Raw genomic sequence first — 17616 nt, forward strand, 5'->3', positions numbered from 1 at the left:
CCCCGCGGAGCGGGATATGCAGCGCTGGCGCGCTGCATAGTGCGCGAATTGCGCAAGCGCAATTCGAATTCCCGCGTAAACGCGGGAATGGAATTCCGTAAACGGAATTCTGGAACGGAATGCAATTCGCGCAAGCGCGAATTGGGGCACCCGCGCAAGCGCGGTCGCCGAGGCTGGCAGCAAGAGGGCTGCATCATGTGTGGGCCTGTGTAGCTATTGGAAATCCCAGCCACCACCCCTGCAACGGAAGTGACGGATCGTCGGCCGAGCAGGTGCCAGCCCACCGCAGTGACGGGCTCCGCTGCGCTCCACCCGAACTCCTCCCCCGTGCTCAACTGCCCGCACGGGCAACCCAACGACACCCCGCCAACGTACACGTCAACCTGTCGCCATGGGCGGGAATCAGTCAAGTGTCATCCTAGAGGGCGAACCTCATGTGAGGGTGATGCATCTTGGGGGTGCGCTGTGTAGAGTCTGGGAACAGACAGCACCACCCCGAACCTCTCGCCGCTCCTGGATTCCCTTTCGGGTTGTGGGTCACATTCCGCGAAAAGGAGAACACGGGAATGGCCGTGAAACTGCGTGACCATCAGACCGAGGCTGTTGCGGCTATTGTGCGCGGGCTCGATGTCTCGCCGGGCGGTATTCCCGTGAACGGCCTGCGCGGTCAAGTGCACGCCGCGTGCGGGACGGGAAAGACCATCATCGCGGCTGCGTCGGCAAAGCGGATCGCACCCAAGGGGCGCATTCTCGTTCTGGTGCCGACGCTGGATCTGCTGAGTCAGACGGTGCAGGCGTGGAATGCGGCTGGGCATGCGGGTCCGGCGGTCGCAGTGTGTTCGCTCCAGGACGACCCGGAATTGTGGAGCCTCAAAGTCAGGAGCACGACCAATCCTGTCCAGCTCGCCTTGTGGCACGGGCAGGGGCCGGTCACCATCTACGCGACGTACGCCAGCCTCGGTGTCCTCGCGGAGGCTTTCGAGGGCGCCTACGGCCAGCAGCTGACTCCGATGGATCTGGTGTGTGTCGATGAGGCCCACAGGACAAGCGGATCGATGGGCAAGGCCTGGGCCGCCGTGCACGACCAGGGGATCATCCCGGCGGCGCGCCGACTGTACCTGACAGCGACGCCGCGGATCTGGCAGGAGCGCCCCCCGACCTGGGAGATCGCCGAGGGCGTGCGGGACCCGCTCCCCCAGGAGATGGCAGCCTCCATGGACGATGAGGACGTCTTCGGGCCCGTCCTGTACAAACTGTCGCTCGCGTCGGCCGTGTCCCGTGGCTTGCTCGCGCGGTACCAGATCATCGTGCTGGAGCTCCAGGACCCGGTCGTCACGCCCGAGCGGCTGATGGGCGAAGAGCGGCGCAGCGAGGAGGTACGTGGTCAGCGGCTCGGGGCCTTGCAGGCCGCGCTCCTGCACACCATGGCGCAGCACGACCTGTCGACGTGCATCACCTTCCACCACCGCACCATTGAGGCACAGGCGTACGCGGAAGGCCTGGAGAGGGTTGCGGCCAAGCTGCACGCGGACCAGCCCGAGAGGTACCCGGCGCAGATCTGGGCCGACTGGCTGTGCGGCGAGCACGTGCCCGAGCGCCGGCGCGGAGTCCTGGGAAAATTCGGCACCACGGCACTGCGTGCCATTCTCTCGAATTGCCGCGTCCTGGGTGAGGGCGTTGATATCAGAGCGGTGGACAGTGTTGCTCTGTTGGATCCCAAGGGCGCGCCGCATGACATTGTCCAGGCCATCGGGCGCGCTTTGCGTCAGAAGCCGGGACAGGGCAAGATTGCCTCTCTGATCGTGCCGGTATTTCTCCAGCCCGGGGAGAAGCCGGAAGACATGTTCACCTCGGGATCGTATCGCCCGTTGGTGAAGGTATTGGAAGGTCTACGCGCTCATGACGAAGAGGCAATCGAATTACTGGCGATCCCCCAGGAGCCGCAGAAGGACGTCGCGCAACCGTCCCAGCACATCGGCACGCCGCCCGAGGAAGGCGAGGACGAATCTCGCCTGCTGCTCCGTTTCGCCGCCCCCAGAGATCCGGTGATGGTCGCGGACTGGGTGTCCTTCAACGTCATCGACACCGAACGCCAGGACTGGGCACGCGGCTGGGCGAAGCTGAAGACGTACGTCGAGCGAGTCGGGAACGCGAGGGTGCCCTACGGACACCGCGAGGGCGCGACACCACTTGGACAGTGGGTGGCGGAGCAGCGACGGGCGTACGGAGCCGGCGAGATGAACGGGCAGCGCGCGCAACGGCTGGAGCGGCTCGGCATGGTCTGGTCGATGGCCGATGAAAGGTTCCAGGAAAACCTGGAAGCCGCCAAGGCCTACTACGACCAACACTGGACACTCTGCGCACCCCGCACAGCAGCCATGCTGGACAGACCCTTGGGAATGTGGCTCGCGAATTTGCGGCGTCCCGGTGCGCTGGACGACCACCCCGACTGGAAGACAGCACTCGAAGCCGTCGACGAAGACTGGAACCCGGCATGGCCAGCGGACTGGCAGCGGCACTATGCGGCGCTGCGCGAGCTCGTAGCCGACGAAGACGGCCAAGCCCGTGGAGTCGACGTCCTACCCGGCGTCACCGTCCACGGGATGGACATCGGACGATGGGCCGCGAAACAGCAGACCCCGGCGATCTGGCAGGCCCTGACCGAAGGACAGCACGAACGCCTGGAGGCTCTCGGTGTCGTAGCGCCCGCCCCGCAGCCCGAGGCGCCCGCGAAACCGTCCACGACACCCGTGGGAGCCTTCGAACGGGGCGTGGCGGCCCTGGCGCAGTACAAGGCCCGCACCGGCTCCGTGACCGTCCCCAGAGGCCACACAGAAACGATCATGGTCGACGGTCAGGAACACCCCGTGAAACTCGGAGTGTTCCTCAGCAACAGCAAAAGCCGCCGCGCGAAGCTCACCGCCGACAAACTCGCCGCGCTCGCCGCGCTGGGGTTGGAATGGGCACAGGAAGGTTAAGGAGTGGGCTAAGTTTTTGGTTAAGCAGTATCGGGTCCTGATGTGAAGGTGCAGGGAATGGCATCTGAGGAAGAGCTGTTCGCGTCCGTCGACGCCCTGTTGAACGAGGAGCCGCATCTCCCGCCTCCGGCGGAGCGTGCCCGGCTTCGTGAGGCCGCCGGCATCACCCAGGCCCGCCTCGCCACCGCGTTGAAGACGACGACCCAGTCGGTGAAGAACTGGGAGAACGGCCGCTCGGAGCCAAAAGCGCCGCGCCTGGATGCCTACCAGCGGCTGCTGAACGGGTGGGCCGCGAAGTACCCGGCCCACGGAGCTCCCGCTGTCACGCCCGCCCCGGCTCCCGCGCTCAACCCGGAACCGGTTGCGGAGACGTTCACCGGCCCGGCCGTGCCCGAGGCGCCCGCCGTAGTGGAGGTGCCCGTCGTCCAGGCTGAGTCGGCGACGTCGCACCGTCCGGCGAAGAAGCGTTCCGCGCCCGCCGTCGACTCGCGGTTCCCGCATGGTCCGCTCGCGGTGCTGGACGGTGACGGTTCCGCGTACGGCGTGGGCGGCATCGTGCTCGACTGCCCGGCGACCACCATCCCGGAGTTGGTGGAGTGGACGCTGCGCGAGTCCGGTCTCGGTGCGGCGAAGCTCAACAGGTACGGCAAGGACTCCGACCCGCTGATCGTCCTCACCGCGGCGGCCGCCGTGAAGCTCGGGCTGCCCGAGCGCCTGGAGGGCCATGAGCAGCGCCGCTCCTTGCGCCTGCCCGAGGACCACCCGGTGGTCAAGGAAGTGGCGAAGGCGAAGTGGCAGTTGACGCAGCGTGGGTTCGGTCCGTGGGCAAGGGTCTACCGCAAGGCTCAGGGGCGTGAGCGGCAGTGCGTGCAGCTGGCGATCCTGTCGTGGGACGCCCTCGATGAGCGGTCGTGGCCCGGCCTCTGTGAGATGGAGCCAGCCGACATCGCCCGCGTCCTCGGTGTCTACGCCCAGCGGGTCATCACGCCGCGCGGCTCCACGGCCGTCTCGGGCCTGGAGTTGATGACGGCGCTGCGTCCGCCGACGAAGGCCGTGCAGGACCCGGCGAGCGGGAGCTGGGTGTCCGGCCACAACGCGGGCTCCCTGGGGACGGAGCCGATGGACCCGGCGCCGCCGGAGGCCACCCCGGAGCACCCCGTCGTCGTGAACTCCGGCTGGAGCGGCGGGTTCCTCAATGAAGAGGCGTACCAGTGGGTACGGTCGGTGGAGACGCTGTCCGATGAGGAGTGTGTGCTGCCCTTGGCGGTCGGGCTGGACCTCAACACCGCGTTCCTCGCCGCCGCGGCCCGTCTGGTCGTCGGCCTCTCCGCCCCGGACCACTTCCACGCCCCGGCGTTCAACCCGAAGATCCCCGGCTCCTGGCTGGTCGACCTGTCCCACATCGAACTGGACCCGCGTCTCCCCTCGCCGTTCACGCCGACCGGCGAGCGTCCGACGGGACCTGCCTGGTACCAGACGCACACCGCCGCCTACGCCCAGGAGCTCGGCCACAACGTCGCTCCGATCGAGGCGTACCTGCGCCGCGAGACCGGCGCGTACCTGGACCCGTGGCACGACCGGCTCAAGACCGCGTACGTCGACACCCTCGCCGACCTCGGCGTCACAAAGGACCTGGACGACCGCCAGTTCCTCGCCGCGATGGAGCAGCACAAGCAGGTCGACCCGGCGATGGCCGCCGTGCTCGCCGCCGTCAAGGCGACCGTGAAGGGCGGCGTCGGCAAGCTCCGCGAGCGCCCCCAGGGCAAGCACTACAAGGAAGGCGAGCGGTGGCCGGCCCTGGAACGCCCGACCTGGCGCCCCGACATCCGCGCCGCCGTCATCTCCAAGGCCCGGGTCAACATGCACCGCAAGCTCAACAACATGGTCAAGATGACGGGCCTGTACCCGCTCGCCGTACTGTCCGACTGCGTCGTCTACCCGAGCCCGGGCGACAGCCCGCTGGACTTCCTGCCGTACGCCGCCTCCGGTAAGCCGCAGCCCGGCGGATTCCGCCTCGGACCAACGCCGGGCCTGGCCAAGCTGGAGGGCGTCCAGACGATGCTGTGGGCGGTCGACCTGATGGAGAAGGGCCTCAACCCGGCCCGCCACATCAAGGGCGGCGACGCCGTCCTCGACGAAGGAGAGTAGGCCAGTGCCCGACGCCGGTTCGACGCCCAAGAGCTTCCCGCTGGCCGACACGGGCTGCCAGGACCACACCGTCGAGAAGGGCTGAGCCGTGGCAGAGATCGAGGACGCCATCGAGCGGGCCGACCGGGAAGCGTTCACCCGTCAGCCGCCGAAGACATTGAAGGGTCAGATCGGCTACCTGCTCAAGCAGTTGGGCAGCGCGAAGGCCGTCGCGCAGGAGCTCGGGGTCACCGCCGACTCCGTCAACCGCTACCGGCGCGGCGCCCGCAAACACGCCCGCGCCGACGTCGCCGCGAAGATCGACGACGCGGTACGGCAACGCTGGCAGCCCCAGGTGCGCAAACGCCGGCAGAAGCAGGCCGCGACCTCCGGCGGGATCACGGTGGAGACGAGGGCCCGCTTCGGGTACACCGCACCGGTCGGCACGACCGACGACGGACGCTTCCGGCGGCTCACCGTGCACCTCCCCCCGGCCTACGCGCAACGCCTGTTCGACGCCCGCAACACGGGCGCCAGCGACCAGCAAATGCGAGGGATCATCGCTGAGGGATTCAAAGAGATCTACTTCCAAGACGGTGGAGGCCGCGCCATAGGCCTCTCCGACGTCACCCTCAACGACATCGACTACCTCGACCTCGACTACTAACCTCACGCCCACCGGCGGGCCCCGCACCCCGACTGAACCGACCTCCCCACCGTCCGCGCCCCCGGCCCCAACCGCTCATCCATCTGACCGAACGGCACGCGGCCAGATCACGCTTCGATCCGCGCTGAGATCTCCGTCCTCTGGTCACTCACGTGAGTTCGACGGCTTGGCGCTCCGGATGGGCAGTTGCTTCCCGACTGCCGCTCGAGAGCAACACGTAGCCCAGAGCCACCAAGCGCACCTTCGAGTGATGGCCCTCCCCCACGTCCCGGCAGGCGCTAGAGTTCCATCTCGTTGTAAATGGGGGCGTTACACCGACGCGTTGCTGGCTGCCCACCGCACGCGCGCGTGCCGTACTGCAAGGGAGCAGCGTGCGACTCGTCGAACTCAGCGTCAGCAACTTCCGTTCGTTGGGCCACGTCGAGAGCATTCCGATCCACAAGCAGACGATCTTGACCGGGCACAACGACTGTGGGAAGACAGCGACGCTAGACGCGATCGCGGTCCTCCTCGGTGAACGCAGCATCATCGATAGCGACATCTCCGATTTCGCCGAGGCTGAGCCCGTGCGCGCAGCGTTGCCCGCGGACCAGGACGAGGAGCAGCGTACGGTCACGGTCGAAGGCAGATTCGCTCTTTCTGCGGCGGAGGAGAAGTCGCTCGGCACGGGACCGTTTCTGCGGGTGCGCCGGCGCTATGTGGAGGGTGGGCGCAGCTGTCTGGAGTGGTTGACGGAGGTGCCGCGGAATCCGGCCCTGCGGGACATCACCCCTCTGAAGGCCGGCGAGTTGAGGGACCTGGCCTCTGAGCTTGGGCTCAAGCTGGCCGAGGGCAAGCCGAACGTGAAGGACAGCTGGGCAGAGCTGCTCAAGGAGCACGCCGCCGGCACCGACGACAAAGTCACCGACTGGGTAGTGGCGCCCGAGGCGGTCGCTTCTGCACTTCCTCAGTTGCTGTATTTCAAGGGAGAAGCGGCCGAGTCTCCTGAAGCAGTCGTACGCAGCATCCTGACGGCGAAGCTGCGTGAGTACACGTTGCGGGAGGAGACCCGGAAGAAAGTCACGGATCTGGAGGAGGAGTTCGCCGCTCTCCTCAAAGACGACGTCGTCCGGTTGCAGAAGCTGGTCGAGGAGCGGTGCGCATTCGATGCCTTCACCGTGGAGCCGGGCGTCCAGTTCCGACCGACCGTCAACAGCCTGTCGTTGACCGCTGCAGCTCCGGGCCAGCGGGCCGTGTCGTTGACAGCAGCAGGTTCTGGCCGGTCACGCCGTGTTTCCCTGGCGCTGTGGGAAGCCAGTCAGGAACTGCTGTCGGAGAATTCCGACGACAGTCCCGGCGTGATCATCGCCTATGACGAGCCCGACACCCATCTGGACTACGACCACCAGCGTCGCATCATGCAGATGATCAAGGTGTCGGCATCGGCCGAGCAGTCCACCGTGATCGTCGCCACTCATTCACTGAACCTGATCGACGGCGTCGACATCCAAGACATCGTGCACCTCAACAGCCGAGACGGACGAGCCTACGTACAGTCGCTCGGCGCAGAGGACAGCGACGAGGACACCCGGCGCTTCATGTCGAACATGGCGGTTTCCCTGGGCTTCCGCAACAGTGTCCTCCTGCACGAACGGTGTTTCGTCGGCGTGGAGGGTCCCACCGAGTACGCGGCACTGCCGGCACTGTTCAAGCTGGCGTTCGGCTACCCGATCCAGTCCGCGGGCATCGCACTGTGGGACTGCGGCGGCAACGACGGCGCCCTCAACTTCGCCAAATTCCTCAAGAAGCACAAGCGCACCGTCATGTTCCTGGTCGACGGCGACTCGATCCGCGACAAGGAAAAGGAGTTCAGCCTCAATCGTCTGGAGAAGTACGGTTTCACCGAGAAGGACTGCCTCTTCCTCGGAGACCCGAACGAACTGGAGGACGTCTTCAGCGATGATCAGTGGGCCGACACCATGAACGCCGAATGGCCTCGCAAGGACGAGCAGCAATGGACACCCAAGGATGTCGCAGACCTGCGCCGGACCGGCAAGTTCAGCAAGTCGCTTCACAGCCTGCTGTACCAGCACTCCGAGCAGGCTCCGCGTAAAAAGGAGAGCATGGTCGTCGAGCTGGCACAGCGACTGCGGCAGCCCTCAGATGTTCCGCCGGCCCTGGTGAAGTCGTTCAATGACGCGATCAAGGTGGCCAGCGAGGCTGGGCTGCGTCACTGGTCCGAGGACGAATGAGCCAGCCGCGCTGAACGGCGGGCTTTCATCCTGCTCAGACGCTGCTCACGGGTGGGCGCCTCCCACGAGTGCACTCCAGCAGAAGCCACCCACCGTCGGCCGTGTCTGCTCTTTTCCTCACCGCACCACCGGCACCCGGACGGCGCGGGTGGATCTGTATGCCGAACACGCACGGCCATGGCACACACCTCAACACTCTCCACTCGGTCCGTCACTGGCGTACTCAAAGAGTCCCACGAAGCACTGACAATCGGCAGAGCGAGAACCCAGCCGAGCAGGCAGAGATCCGTACTGGTCTGTGCAACCTTCCGCGTCTGTCAACGCTGTCCCGAAGAAGCGATGCCGGCCAGCCCCCGGTGCATCACCGTACGGAAGCTTGGAGTGTGTCGACCTGCGTCGACGAGCTCCAGGTAGACACTTGGGCTTGGCCGCATCGTGCTCTCGAGCCACTGCTTGGCTCTGCGGGCCCCCGAGAAGCCCCTTCACTTACTGCGAAAAAGCCCACCCGGATCGGCGAACACGAGACCGTAGTGAAGTGACCCATCGCCCCGCCCTCCTGCGGACAGCCCCTCTGCGAGGGGAGACGACCTCGTCGCTGATCTGCCGCATCGCAAACCGCTACAGGATGGAAGCGAAAGTGCTGCGGTTGTGCTGGCAGTGGCGCAACTACCCGCCTGGGCACGACGGCGGGGGCGCGCGGGCCGACGCCGAGGTGCTGCTCAACGCAGCCGGACGGCAGTTCCTGGCAGGCCTGTGCGGCGTCGAGGAAAACGTCCTGGCGCGGGCATTGCCGTCCTGGGGACAGGAGGACGCCAAGCTGTCGGCCGGAAAGAACGGGGTGCCGGCGGCGGCGTGGCGGACCGGCGGCGCGGTCGCCGGTCCGGTCGCCTTCGGCTGCCGCCTGTGCACCGCCGGGCGCACGGGGACGGCCGTGCGGGTGGTGCGGTACGCGCCGCGATGGGAACGGGTGTGCCTCCGGCACCCGCGGTGGCTCCTGGACGCGGACGCCGACCAGCCGCTTGAGCATCTGGACGTGCGGGGTGTGCCGGAGGTGGCCGCGGCGCAGCGGCGGTGGGCCGGTGTGGCGCGGCGCAGCACGGGCCGGAGCAGAGCCGGAGAGGGTGTTCGCACTGGCTTATGCGGTGGTCGCCCGGTGGTGGGAACAGGCCCTGCACTGGGAGCGCGAGACCATCTGGCCGGGGCGGCTGCATCAGGTCGCGGGCGGCAACGCCGGGGCGGAGCTGGAGTGGTGGCGGATCGTGGGGCGGGACGCGGTCGTCTTCCCTGAGGTGGTGGCTGTTGCCGACGCGCTGCTGGACCCGGCCATGGCCGAACTGGTGTGGGCCGACAGTGGTGCCGGGCGGCCGCGGGGGCTGCCTGCCGACGGGGCGTTCTGCCGCAGGCTCGGTGAGCGGGTCGGGCGGGAGTGGCTGGGGCCGTTGGCGGCGACCGACTACGGCGGCCCGCTGACCTCCTGGATGGGCGCCGTCATCCGCCTCCGCCGCGGCACCGGCGGACCGCCCGGATACGACAACGACCCCTGGTGGCTGCGCCAGGAACACCAGCCCGCCACCATGGCCGGACAGCTGCGGGTACTGGGCAAGGAGAAGAAGGCGCCCGGCTCGGGGACGATGTGGCGCGCGACGGTGCCCGCCGAACAGCGGGCACTGATCACCAGCACGATCAAGAACGCCGAGGAACAACTGTTGCAGCTGCGCGGGGTACAGACCGGGCCGACCGCCGACGTCGCCCAACAGCTCCTGCGCACTCTCCGCCACAGCGCCGCCCTCATCGACAACGCCTGGAAGCGGACCGCCCTGCTGGCGGTGAACGCCGGGATGCCTCTGGAAGAGGTCGCCCGGTGGGCGGGAATGCCCGCCGCGGAGCTGTCCCGGGTGCTCGCAGCAAGCCGTACCGAAGGCTGACGCCGGCGGCGGCTGAGCAACGACCCTGGCGCCACAGTCCGCTCTGGGAGCGGCGAGGGGCGCCGAAGAAGGGCGGACCGGCAGCCGGAAAGTGCAGGAGTTCGCACTGACACCGGCGAGCTTGGGTGGCATCCTGGCCCGCGCACGCAGCCCAACAGGCTTGCGAGGTAACGCAGTTGACGCGGTTGGGGGTTACCGGCCGGTTCACCTGCGCGGCAGGACAGGCATGGCGTTATGTGGAGTTCGTGATCATCGACAGCAGCCAGGAGGCCGCATCGTCCGCGGTGCCCGGGGCCGGGTGCCGCATCCCCGAGCCGCACAGTACGGGTGGTGCTGTTCGACGCGAAGAAGCTGCGGCTGTAGATGCCGGCCTGATCGATGTGCGCTTTCGAGACCCTCTGGGGTGCTCGCGTCAGGTCCCGTGGCTTGAGGCTGCGCAGGACGTCGTCTTCGAGGAGAGTCCTGCGGTACGGCCTTTCCCCGTCCGGCCCGGGCGGCGTGTGGCTCCGGGCTGGTGGTGGTCGTCGACGACCGGGCGGCTGGTGGCGTACGGGTCCGGTGTCATGCGGACCCAGCTCATGCTGCTGGACCGGGAACCGGCGGTGGTGGCGCTGGCCTGTCGGCCAGTGGAGCTGGTGTGGCGTGAGGAAAGCAAGGCCGTCGGTCATGCGCCGCAGCTGATGGCCAGGCTTCAGGACGGCAGCGGCCTGTTGCTCGACTGCGCCGGACGTAGCGGACCCTCTGTCCGGCTGGCGGCGCGGGCACGGGTTGTGGCGGCTGCCGCCAAGGCAGCGGGCTGGTCCTACCGGCTGGCGGGGCCGCCGGATCCGGTGTTGGTGGCCAATGTGCGGTGGCTGGCGGGTTACCGGCATCCCAGGTACGCCGCAGGGCCGCGGACGCCAGCTCTGGTGGAGGTGTTCGCCAGTCCGCGGCCGGCGGTGGAGGCGGTGTGTGAGTTGGGTGACCCGATCGCCGTGTGGCCTGCGGTCTTTCACGCGCTGTGGAGCGGTGTGCTGCGGGTGCGGCTGGACGAGCCGCTGCACGAGCGTGCCGCCGTCTCGGTCGCACGGCAGGAGGCCGAAGCGGCGTGACGCAGGCGGTTGTCGAGGTCGGGGCGCGCCTTCGCTACGACGGACGGGTATGGACACTCGCCGTGCTGGAGGGCGCCCGGGCCACGCTGGTGACCGACGAGGGCGCCTCGGCGGTGGTGCTGCTGCCCTACCTGTTCGCCGATCCGTCCTTCGAGGTGGAAGGCGGACCGGCGCCGGGGAGCGTGCCGCCGTTCGGCCTGCTGGAGGCGCTGCCGGTGGAGGTGCGGGAGCGGGCTCTGGCGTGGCAGCGGCATGTGCGGGAGGTGGAGACCGGCTTTCCTGACGCGGTCGGGCAGGGCGCCCCGCGTGAGCAGTTCGATCCGGCGACACGGAGCCTGGCGCAGCGGGAGCGGGCCAAGGCCGAGGAGTTGACGGCGGCGGGCTGGGCGGCGAGTGCGGCGACGGTGCGCCGGATGCGGGCGCGCTACCGCAGCGAGGGCTTGTGGGGGCTGGTGGACGGCCGGGCGGCGCGGGAGCGATCGGCGGTGGGGCGGGCCGATGAGCGGGTGGTCGCGGCAGTCAGGAAGGTGCTGGAGGGACAGCGGGAGCGGTCGACGGGCACGCTGGTGCGGCTGCGCCGACGGGTGGGGTGGCTGCTGGAGGAGGAGTACGGCGCCGGGGCGGTGGCCCTGCCTCCGGCGTCGACGTTCAACCGGCTGGTGCACGCGGTGGCCGACGGACAGGGCCTTTTGGGGACGGCGGCGCAGCGGCGGTGGCATGCGTCGCGGCCAGCACCTCCGTTCACGCCGACGGTGGCACTGCGGCCGGGCGAGCTGGTGATGCTGGACAGCACGCCGCTGGATGTACTGGCGGTGCTGGACGACGGGGTGACCGGCCGTCTTGAACTGTGCATCGCGCTGGACGTGGCGACGCGCAGCATCTGCGCCGCGGTGGTGCGTCCGGTGGGCACGACGTCGGTGGACGCGGCGATGTTGCTGGCGCAGATGGTGGTGCCGACGGCGATGCGGCCGGGCTGGGATGCGGCACTGTCCATGCAGCGGTCGGTCATTCCCTACGAGCGGCTGATCGCGTTGGACGCGCGGCTGGAGCGGGCTGCCGCCCGGCCGGTGATCATGCCGGAGACGGTGGTGGTGGACCAGGGCCGGGTGTACGTGTCGGCGTCGTTCGTCTCGGCGTGCGAGAGCCTGGGGGTGTCGGTGCAGCCGGTGCCGCCGGCGAACGGCCCGGCGAAGGGGAACGTGGAGCGGACCTTCCGCGCGATTGCCGACGGGTTCAGCCAGTACCTGCCGGGCCACACCGGCTCGGAAGTCTCCCAGCGGGGCGCGGCCGCGGAGCAGGATGCCTGCTGGAGCCTGACGCAGCTTCAGGAACTGCTGGACGAGTGGGTCATCTGCGGGTGGCAGGAGCGCCGGCACGAGGCGCTGCGGCACCCGATGATGCCGCGGGTCGCCGTCTCCCCGAACGAGATGTGGGCGGCTTTGGTGGCGTTGACGGGGCATGTACCGGTGCCTTTGTCCGCCGATGATTACGTCGAGCTGCTGCCTCTTCGGTGGCAGGCCGTCAACGACTACGGCGTCCGCTTCAGCTACCGCACCTACGACCACCCCGGCCTGAACCCCTACCGGCGCCGCCGCTCACCGCGGGCGGACAAGAACGGACGGTGGGAGGTCCACCACAACCCCTACGATCCGAACCGGGTGTGGGTGCGCCTGCCCGAGGGATGGCTCGAGGTGCCGTGGGTCCACGCGGGGGCGGTGAGGCGCCCGTTCACCGCGTTCACCTTCGACCACGTCCGCCGTACCGTGGAACGCCGGCATGGCCGTGAAGAGCACGAGGCAGCGATCGCCCAGGCACTCGATGAGCTGCTGCGCCGTGCCGGCCAGGGACTAGGCAGCAGGCGAGAGCGGACGGTAGCCGCCCGGGCCCAGGCGGCCGCGCAGATGACCGATCCCTCCCCCGCCACCACCCCGCAGCAGTGGCCTGCTCCTCTCGCACCGGGGGCCTCGTTCGGGCTGCCCGGTTCCTTCACCGTCCCGCTTCAGGATGCTGACGGCTGGGACGCCGACGACAGCCTGGACGACATCGAGGACGACCCGGACGACGAGGACTACCTTCTCGCCGCCCTCGCCGACGGCCAGGACGCCGCGGCAGGCCGCGCGGATGAAGCATCCGAGCCGACGGCCGAAACGCCCCGGGACCAGGCCGCTGAGCAGACGCTGGACGCCGCCGGAGCGGGCGGCATGCGCATCTACGACCCGTACCAGGAGGCCCAGGCATGGTGACAGCGGCCCAACCCGCCACCACGAGCACTTTCAGTCCGCTGACCACGTGGGACGGATGGCAGCAGTTCGTCGACACGCCCCACGCACCGGCACGGGACGCCGACGACCAGGAATGGACGCTGGAGCAACGGGAGGACTACCACGCACGGTTCGTGGTGCTGAAGACCCCCGCGATGGACATCATCTCCACCGCGGTACGCCGCCTGCTGCTGCTCAACCGCGGCCAGCAGGGCGGAGCCAGACGCGGCCTGATCATCTCCGGGCCGGCCACCACCGGGAAGACCACCGCGATGCAGCAGCTCGGGCGCACCGTCGAACTCGCCGACCGGCGCCGCCACCCGAACCAGGACGAGCGTCTGCCGGTCCTGTTCATCACGGTGCCGCCGTCCTCCACCCCGAAGATGCTCATCAGCGAGTTCGCCCGCTTCCTCGGCCTGCCGATGCTGGAGCGGATGAACCAGATCCAGATCACCAACGCCGTGTGCGAGTTGCTGTGCGAGATGGGCACCCAGCTGGTCCTGGTCGACGACGTACACCTGATGGACACCCGCAGCCGGGCCGGCGCCGAGACCTCCGACCAGCTGAAGTACCTCGGCGAGCGGATCCCGGCCACCTTCGTCTACTCCGGCATCGACGTCGAATCCTCACCGCTGCTGACCGGTGTGCGCGGCTCCCAGCTCGCCGGCCGCTTCAAAATCGTGCGCAACCAGCCGCTGCGCCACGGCAGCCCGGCCGACAAGCAGATCTGGCACGACCTGGTACACAGCATGGACAGCGCCCTGCGGCTGCGCCGCCACCGGCCCGGCACGCTGCTCACGCACGCCGCGTACCTGCACGCCCGCACCGGCGGCCGCATGGGCAGCCTCTCCCACCTCGTCCGCGAAGCCGCCCTGGTCTCGCTGCTGGACGGCACCGAGAAGATCACCAAGAAACTGCTCGAACAGATCGAGCTCGACAGCGCCGCCGAACAACGGGCCCGGGCACCGCACCGCCGCCGGATGCCCTCGCAACGCCGGCCCTGATTGTCGGCGTCTTCCTCAACCGTCCGTCCCGCTCCCCCACTTGGCCGCGGCTCGGATGCCAGCACATCCGAACCCCCTCCAGGAACGACCTCTGCCCCCTCATGCACGACTCTCTTCCACCGCAGCCGCAGCCGCCGCGTACGGCTGCGGCACGTCCAGGGCCGGTGCGACTCGCACCGCTGCAGGGCGAGACGAACCTGTCGTACCTGGACCGGCTGGCCGACCGCTACCGGCTCGGCGTCAGAGACCTCATCCCGGCACTCCTCCAGGTCGGCGGAGGCCTGTTCAAGGGCTACCGCACGGACGGCGAGATGTACCTCAACGCCGAAGCCCGTGCCCGCGTCTCCGCGTTCAGCCGTGTGCCCGAGGAGATCCTTCAGCGGGCCCTGCCCGCCTGGAGCGCCCAAGAGCCCGTCTCGCCGGACGGTGCGGGTGCAGCTGGGCGGTTCCGCTTCGGGAGTGTGGTGCCGGTCGCGGGGGAAGGCTGCCGGCTGTGCACCGCCGCGCGCACCGGACGGACCAAGCCCGCCCGGGTGTATCTGCAGCCGCACACCCGGATCTGCCCGCGCCACCGGTGCTGGATGCTCGGCACCCATTGGATCGACGGCGCGCCGGCCGGCACCGAGCAGATCGATCTGGCGGGGCTGCCCGAGATGCTCTCGGCACACCGGCGGCACTTGGCGCTGCTGCGTCATCGGCCCGACGCGGTCGAGGCGTTCGCGGTCGCCCATGCCGTGGTCGTCTCCTGGTGGGCGCAGCAGTGGCCCGAGGAGGAGCAGTGGCCGCGCCGGGAACGTCAGACTGCGCCGCCTGGGGCTGATCAGGGCTGGTGGCGGCTGCTGGTGCGGGACGCGGTCATCTATCCGGAGACGGTCGCCCTCGCCTCGGTCCTGACCGGCGAACGTACCCGGCAGCGGCTGCTCGACGACACCGGTGGGCATGTGCCGCACACTCTCGGGTACGCCCCGGAACTGGTCACCGAGCTGGCGCGGGTCACGAGGCGGCCGTGGCTTGCCGAGCGGATCGCCTCGACCTCGGCCGGTCCCCTGCTGGTCTGGGCGCAGCACTGTGTGCGCTCCCCTGCGGACGCGGCCGCCGCGGGCCGGGTGTGGACGCTGCACATGGCGCACCGGCCCCGGCCCGTTGCCCGGGAACTGCAGGCCTACCGCGACGCCGCCCACAAGGCGGAGAAGGCAGAGGACGCAACGCGGCTTCACCTGGGACTTCGGCACACGTCGACCCAGGCATTCACGACCGGTCTCGCGCACGCCCGCGCCTACGCCGCCGTCCACGGCCACCTCGCCGCTCCGATCCACAGCCGGTTCAACGGCTTCGCCCTGGGCCGGTGGCTGTCGAACCACCGGAAATTCCCCGCGATGCCACCCGAACACGTCGCGGAACTCGAGACGCTGGATCCGTGGTGGCGACCACCGTGGACAGTGATGTGGCAGCGCTTCTACTACCAGGCCCGCGACCACACCCGCGCCCGCGGAGCCCTGCGGCCCGAACACGGCTTCCCCACCACCAGCTTCGGCCTGGGTGAATGGCTCTACAACCAGTGCACCGGCTACGACACCCTGCACCCCGGCCAGCAGCGCCTCCTGGCCGACATCGGCCTCACCCACGACAGCGCCCGGGCGGCCCGGCCCCGCCGCAAGCACATGGCCACCCACTTCCAGCGTTTCCTCGCCTGTGCCCGCACCTACGCCGACTCCCACGGCACGCTGGCGAACGCGACCACCGACACCATCCAGGACGGACTGAAGCTGGGACAGTGGCTGTCCAACCAGCGCAGCAAGGACCGCGCCCACCAGCTGCGTCACGGCACCCCCTCGCCCCGCGCGCTGGCACTGTCGGCGATCGACCCCTGGTGGAACCCGCCCTGGACGCTGGAATGGCAGCGCTCCTGGCACCAGGCCCAAACACACGTCCACAACGGCCACGCCCTGGACGCCGCGGCCGGATTCCCCGGCACCACCAGCGCACTCGCAACGTGGCTGACCACCCAGTGCGCCCAATACGCCACCCTCCTGCCCGACCAACACGACCTGCTCGCCCGCATCGGAATCACCGCGGACCAGGCCCGAAGTGCCGCCGCCCGGCCCGCCGAACGCGAAGCCGACTTCACCGTCGGCCTCGGATACGCACGCTCCTACCACGCCATCCACGGGACCCTCGCCGCCGGAATCGACACCGTCCACGATGGCTTCCAGCTCGGGCGATGGCTGCGCCGGCAGCGCCAGCACGCCCGTACCGACGCCGGCCGGGGTACACCTGCCTCTGCCGCGGCGAAGGCGCTGGAAAGGGTCGATCCCTGGTGGGGCCCGCCCTGGAGCCTGGCGTGGCAGCGCGCCTGGCAGCACATCCACGACCAGATCAAGGCCGGCCACCGGCTCGACGCCGACCACCACTTCCGCAGCTTCGACCCCGCCCAGCGCACCTGGCTACGCACACAACGCAACCACTACGACGACCTCCACCCCGGCCAGCAGCGCCTCCTGGCCGACATCGGCCTCACCCACGACAGCGCCCGCACCCGGCCCCTCAACCCCTACGCCGAAACCGCGCTTGCGCACGCCCGCGCCTACGCCAACATCCACCACACCCTGGCCGTGGCCTACTCCACCGTCCACGACGGCTTCCCCCTCGGCCGCTGGCTCAACGACCAACGCCAACAAGCCCGACGCGACACCACCCCCAGCGCCCGCCACCAGGCCCTCACCACGATCGACCCGTGGTGGAACCCGCCCTGGGACCTGGCCTGGCAGCGCGCCTGCACCCGCGCCCACACCACACAAACCCGCCCCCACGGTGTCCCGGCCGACGTACGCACCTGGATCAGAGCACAACACGCCGCCTGGACACTGCTACGCCCCCAACAGCAACAACTCCTCACCGACCTGGACATCACCCCCGAAGCCGCCGCCCGCCGCCGGACCAGCCGCGTCTACCCCACAAGCCCCGGCCTCGCCCACGCCCGCACCTACGCCCAGGCCCACGGCCACCTCGCCTGCAGCAAAGACACCCACCACGACGGTTTCGCCCTGGGCGACTGGCTCGTACAAACACGCCGCAGAGCCCGACAAGGCCGCCTCTCCCCCACCACCAGCCACGTCCTTGACGCCCTCGACCCCTGGTGGAACCCACCCTGGCCCAGCATCTGGCAACGCACCTACCAGCAGACGAAGTTCAACCACCGCAACGGCCAGGCCCCCTCCCCCGCCCTCCAGCGATGGACCAACAGGCAACGCACCCGCTGGAACACCCTCCACCCTGACCAGCAACAGCTCCTCACCACCATCGGCATCCACCCCGGATAGAACCGACAACAC

The 17616-nt window shown here is 69.1% G+C and carries 9 protein-coding genes; all 9 read left to right on the forward strand.

Annotated elements, in window-relative coordinates; all coding sequences use genetic code 11:
- Positions 1-566 precede the first annotated feature (566 nt).
- Positions 567-2978 carry a Helicase associated domain protein gene (locus ACIPC1_RS39210; RefSeq protein WP_402526309.1) on the forward strand — a complete coding sequence of 804 codons (2412 nt, stop codon included), beginning with the start codon at positions 567-569 and terminating at the stop codon, positions 2976-2978.
- A 57-nt stretch (positions 2979-3035) separates the two neighbouring features.
- Positions 3036-5126, forward strand: a complete 2091-nt coding sequence (tap, locus tag ACIPC1_RS39215) for a telomere-associated protein Tap (RefSeq protein ID WP_402526312.1) — start codon at positions 3036-3038, stop codon at positions 5124-5126.
- An 88-nt stretch (positions 5127-5214) separates the two neighbouring features.
- Positions 5215-5772 (forward strand): telomere-protecting terminal protein Tpg, encoded by a 558-nt coding sequence (tpg, locus tag ACIPC1_RS39220; protein ID WP_402526315.1) that lies wholly within the window; start codon positions 5215-5217, stop codon positions 5770-5772.
- A gap of 371 nt (positions 5773-6143) precedes the next feature.
- Positions 6144-8003: an ATP-dependent nuclease gene (locus ACIPC1_RS39225; RefSeq protein ID WP_402526318.1), complete on the forward strand. Its 1860-nt coding sequence runs from the start codon at positions 6144-6146 to the stop codon at positions 8001-8003.
- A gap of 1121 nt (positions 8004-9124) precedes the next feature.
- Positions 9125-9928, forward strand: coding sequence for a hypothetical protein (locus ACIPC1_RS39230; RefSeq protein WP_402526321.1), 804 nt, complete (start codon positions 9125-9127; stop codon positions 9926-9928).
- A gap of 380 nt (positions 9929-10308) precedes the next feature.
- The gene (locus ACIPC1_RS39235) at positions 10309-11019 is read left to right on the forward strand and encodes a TnsA-like heteromeric transposase endonuclease subunit (RefSeq protein WP_402526324.1); all 711 of its coding nucleotides are present in this window, start codon (positions 10309-10311) and stop codon (positions 11017-11019) included.
- Entirely contained in the window at positions 11016-13262 is a 2247-nt protein-coding gene (locus ACIPC1_RS39240; RefSeq protein ID WP_402526327.1) for a transposase, read from the forward strand. Before ACIPC1_RS39235 ends, ACIPC1_RS39240 begins: the two co-directional genes overlap by 4 nt.
- Positions 13256-14284: a TniB family NTP-binding protein gene (locus tag ACIPC1_RS39245; protein WP_402526330.1), complete on the forward strand. Its 1029-nt coding sequence runs from the start codon at positions 13256-13258 to the stop codon at positions 14282-14284. Before ACIPC1_RS39240 ends, ACIPC1_RS39245 begins: the two co-directional genes overlap by 7 nt.
- Positions 14285-14448: 164 nt before the next feature.
- The gene (locus ACIPC1_RS39250; RefSeq protein ID WP_402526333.1) at positions 14449-17604 is read left to right on the forward strand and encodes a Helicase associated domain protein; all 3156 of its coding nucleotides are present in this window, start codon (positions 14449-14451) and stop codon (positions 17602-17604) included.
- Positions 17605-17616 lie beyond the last annotated feature (12 nt).

The sequence above is a fragment of the Streptomyces sp. NPDC087263 genome (genome assembly GCF_044744645.1).
GTDB lineage: Bacteria > Actinomycetota > Actinomycetes > Streptomycetales > Streptomycetaceae > Streptomyces.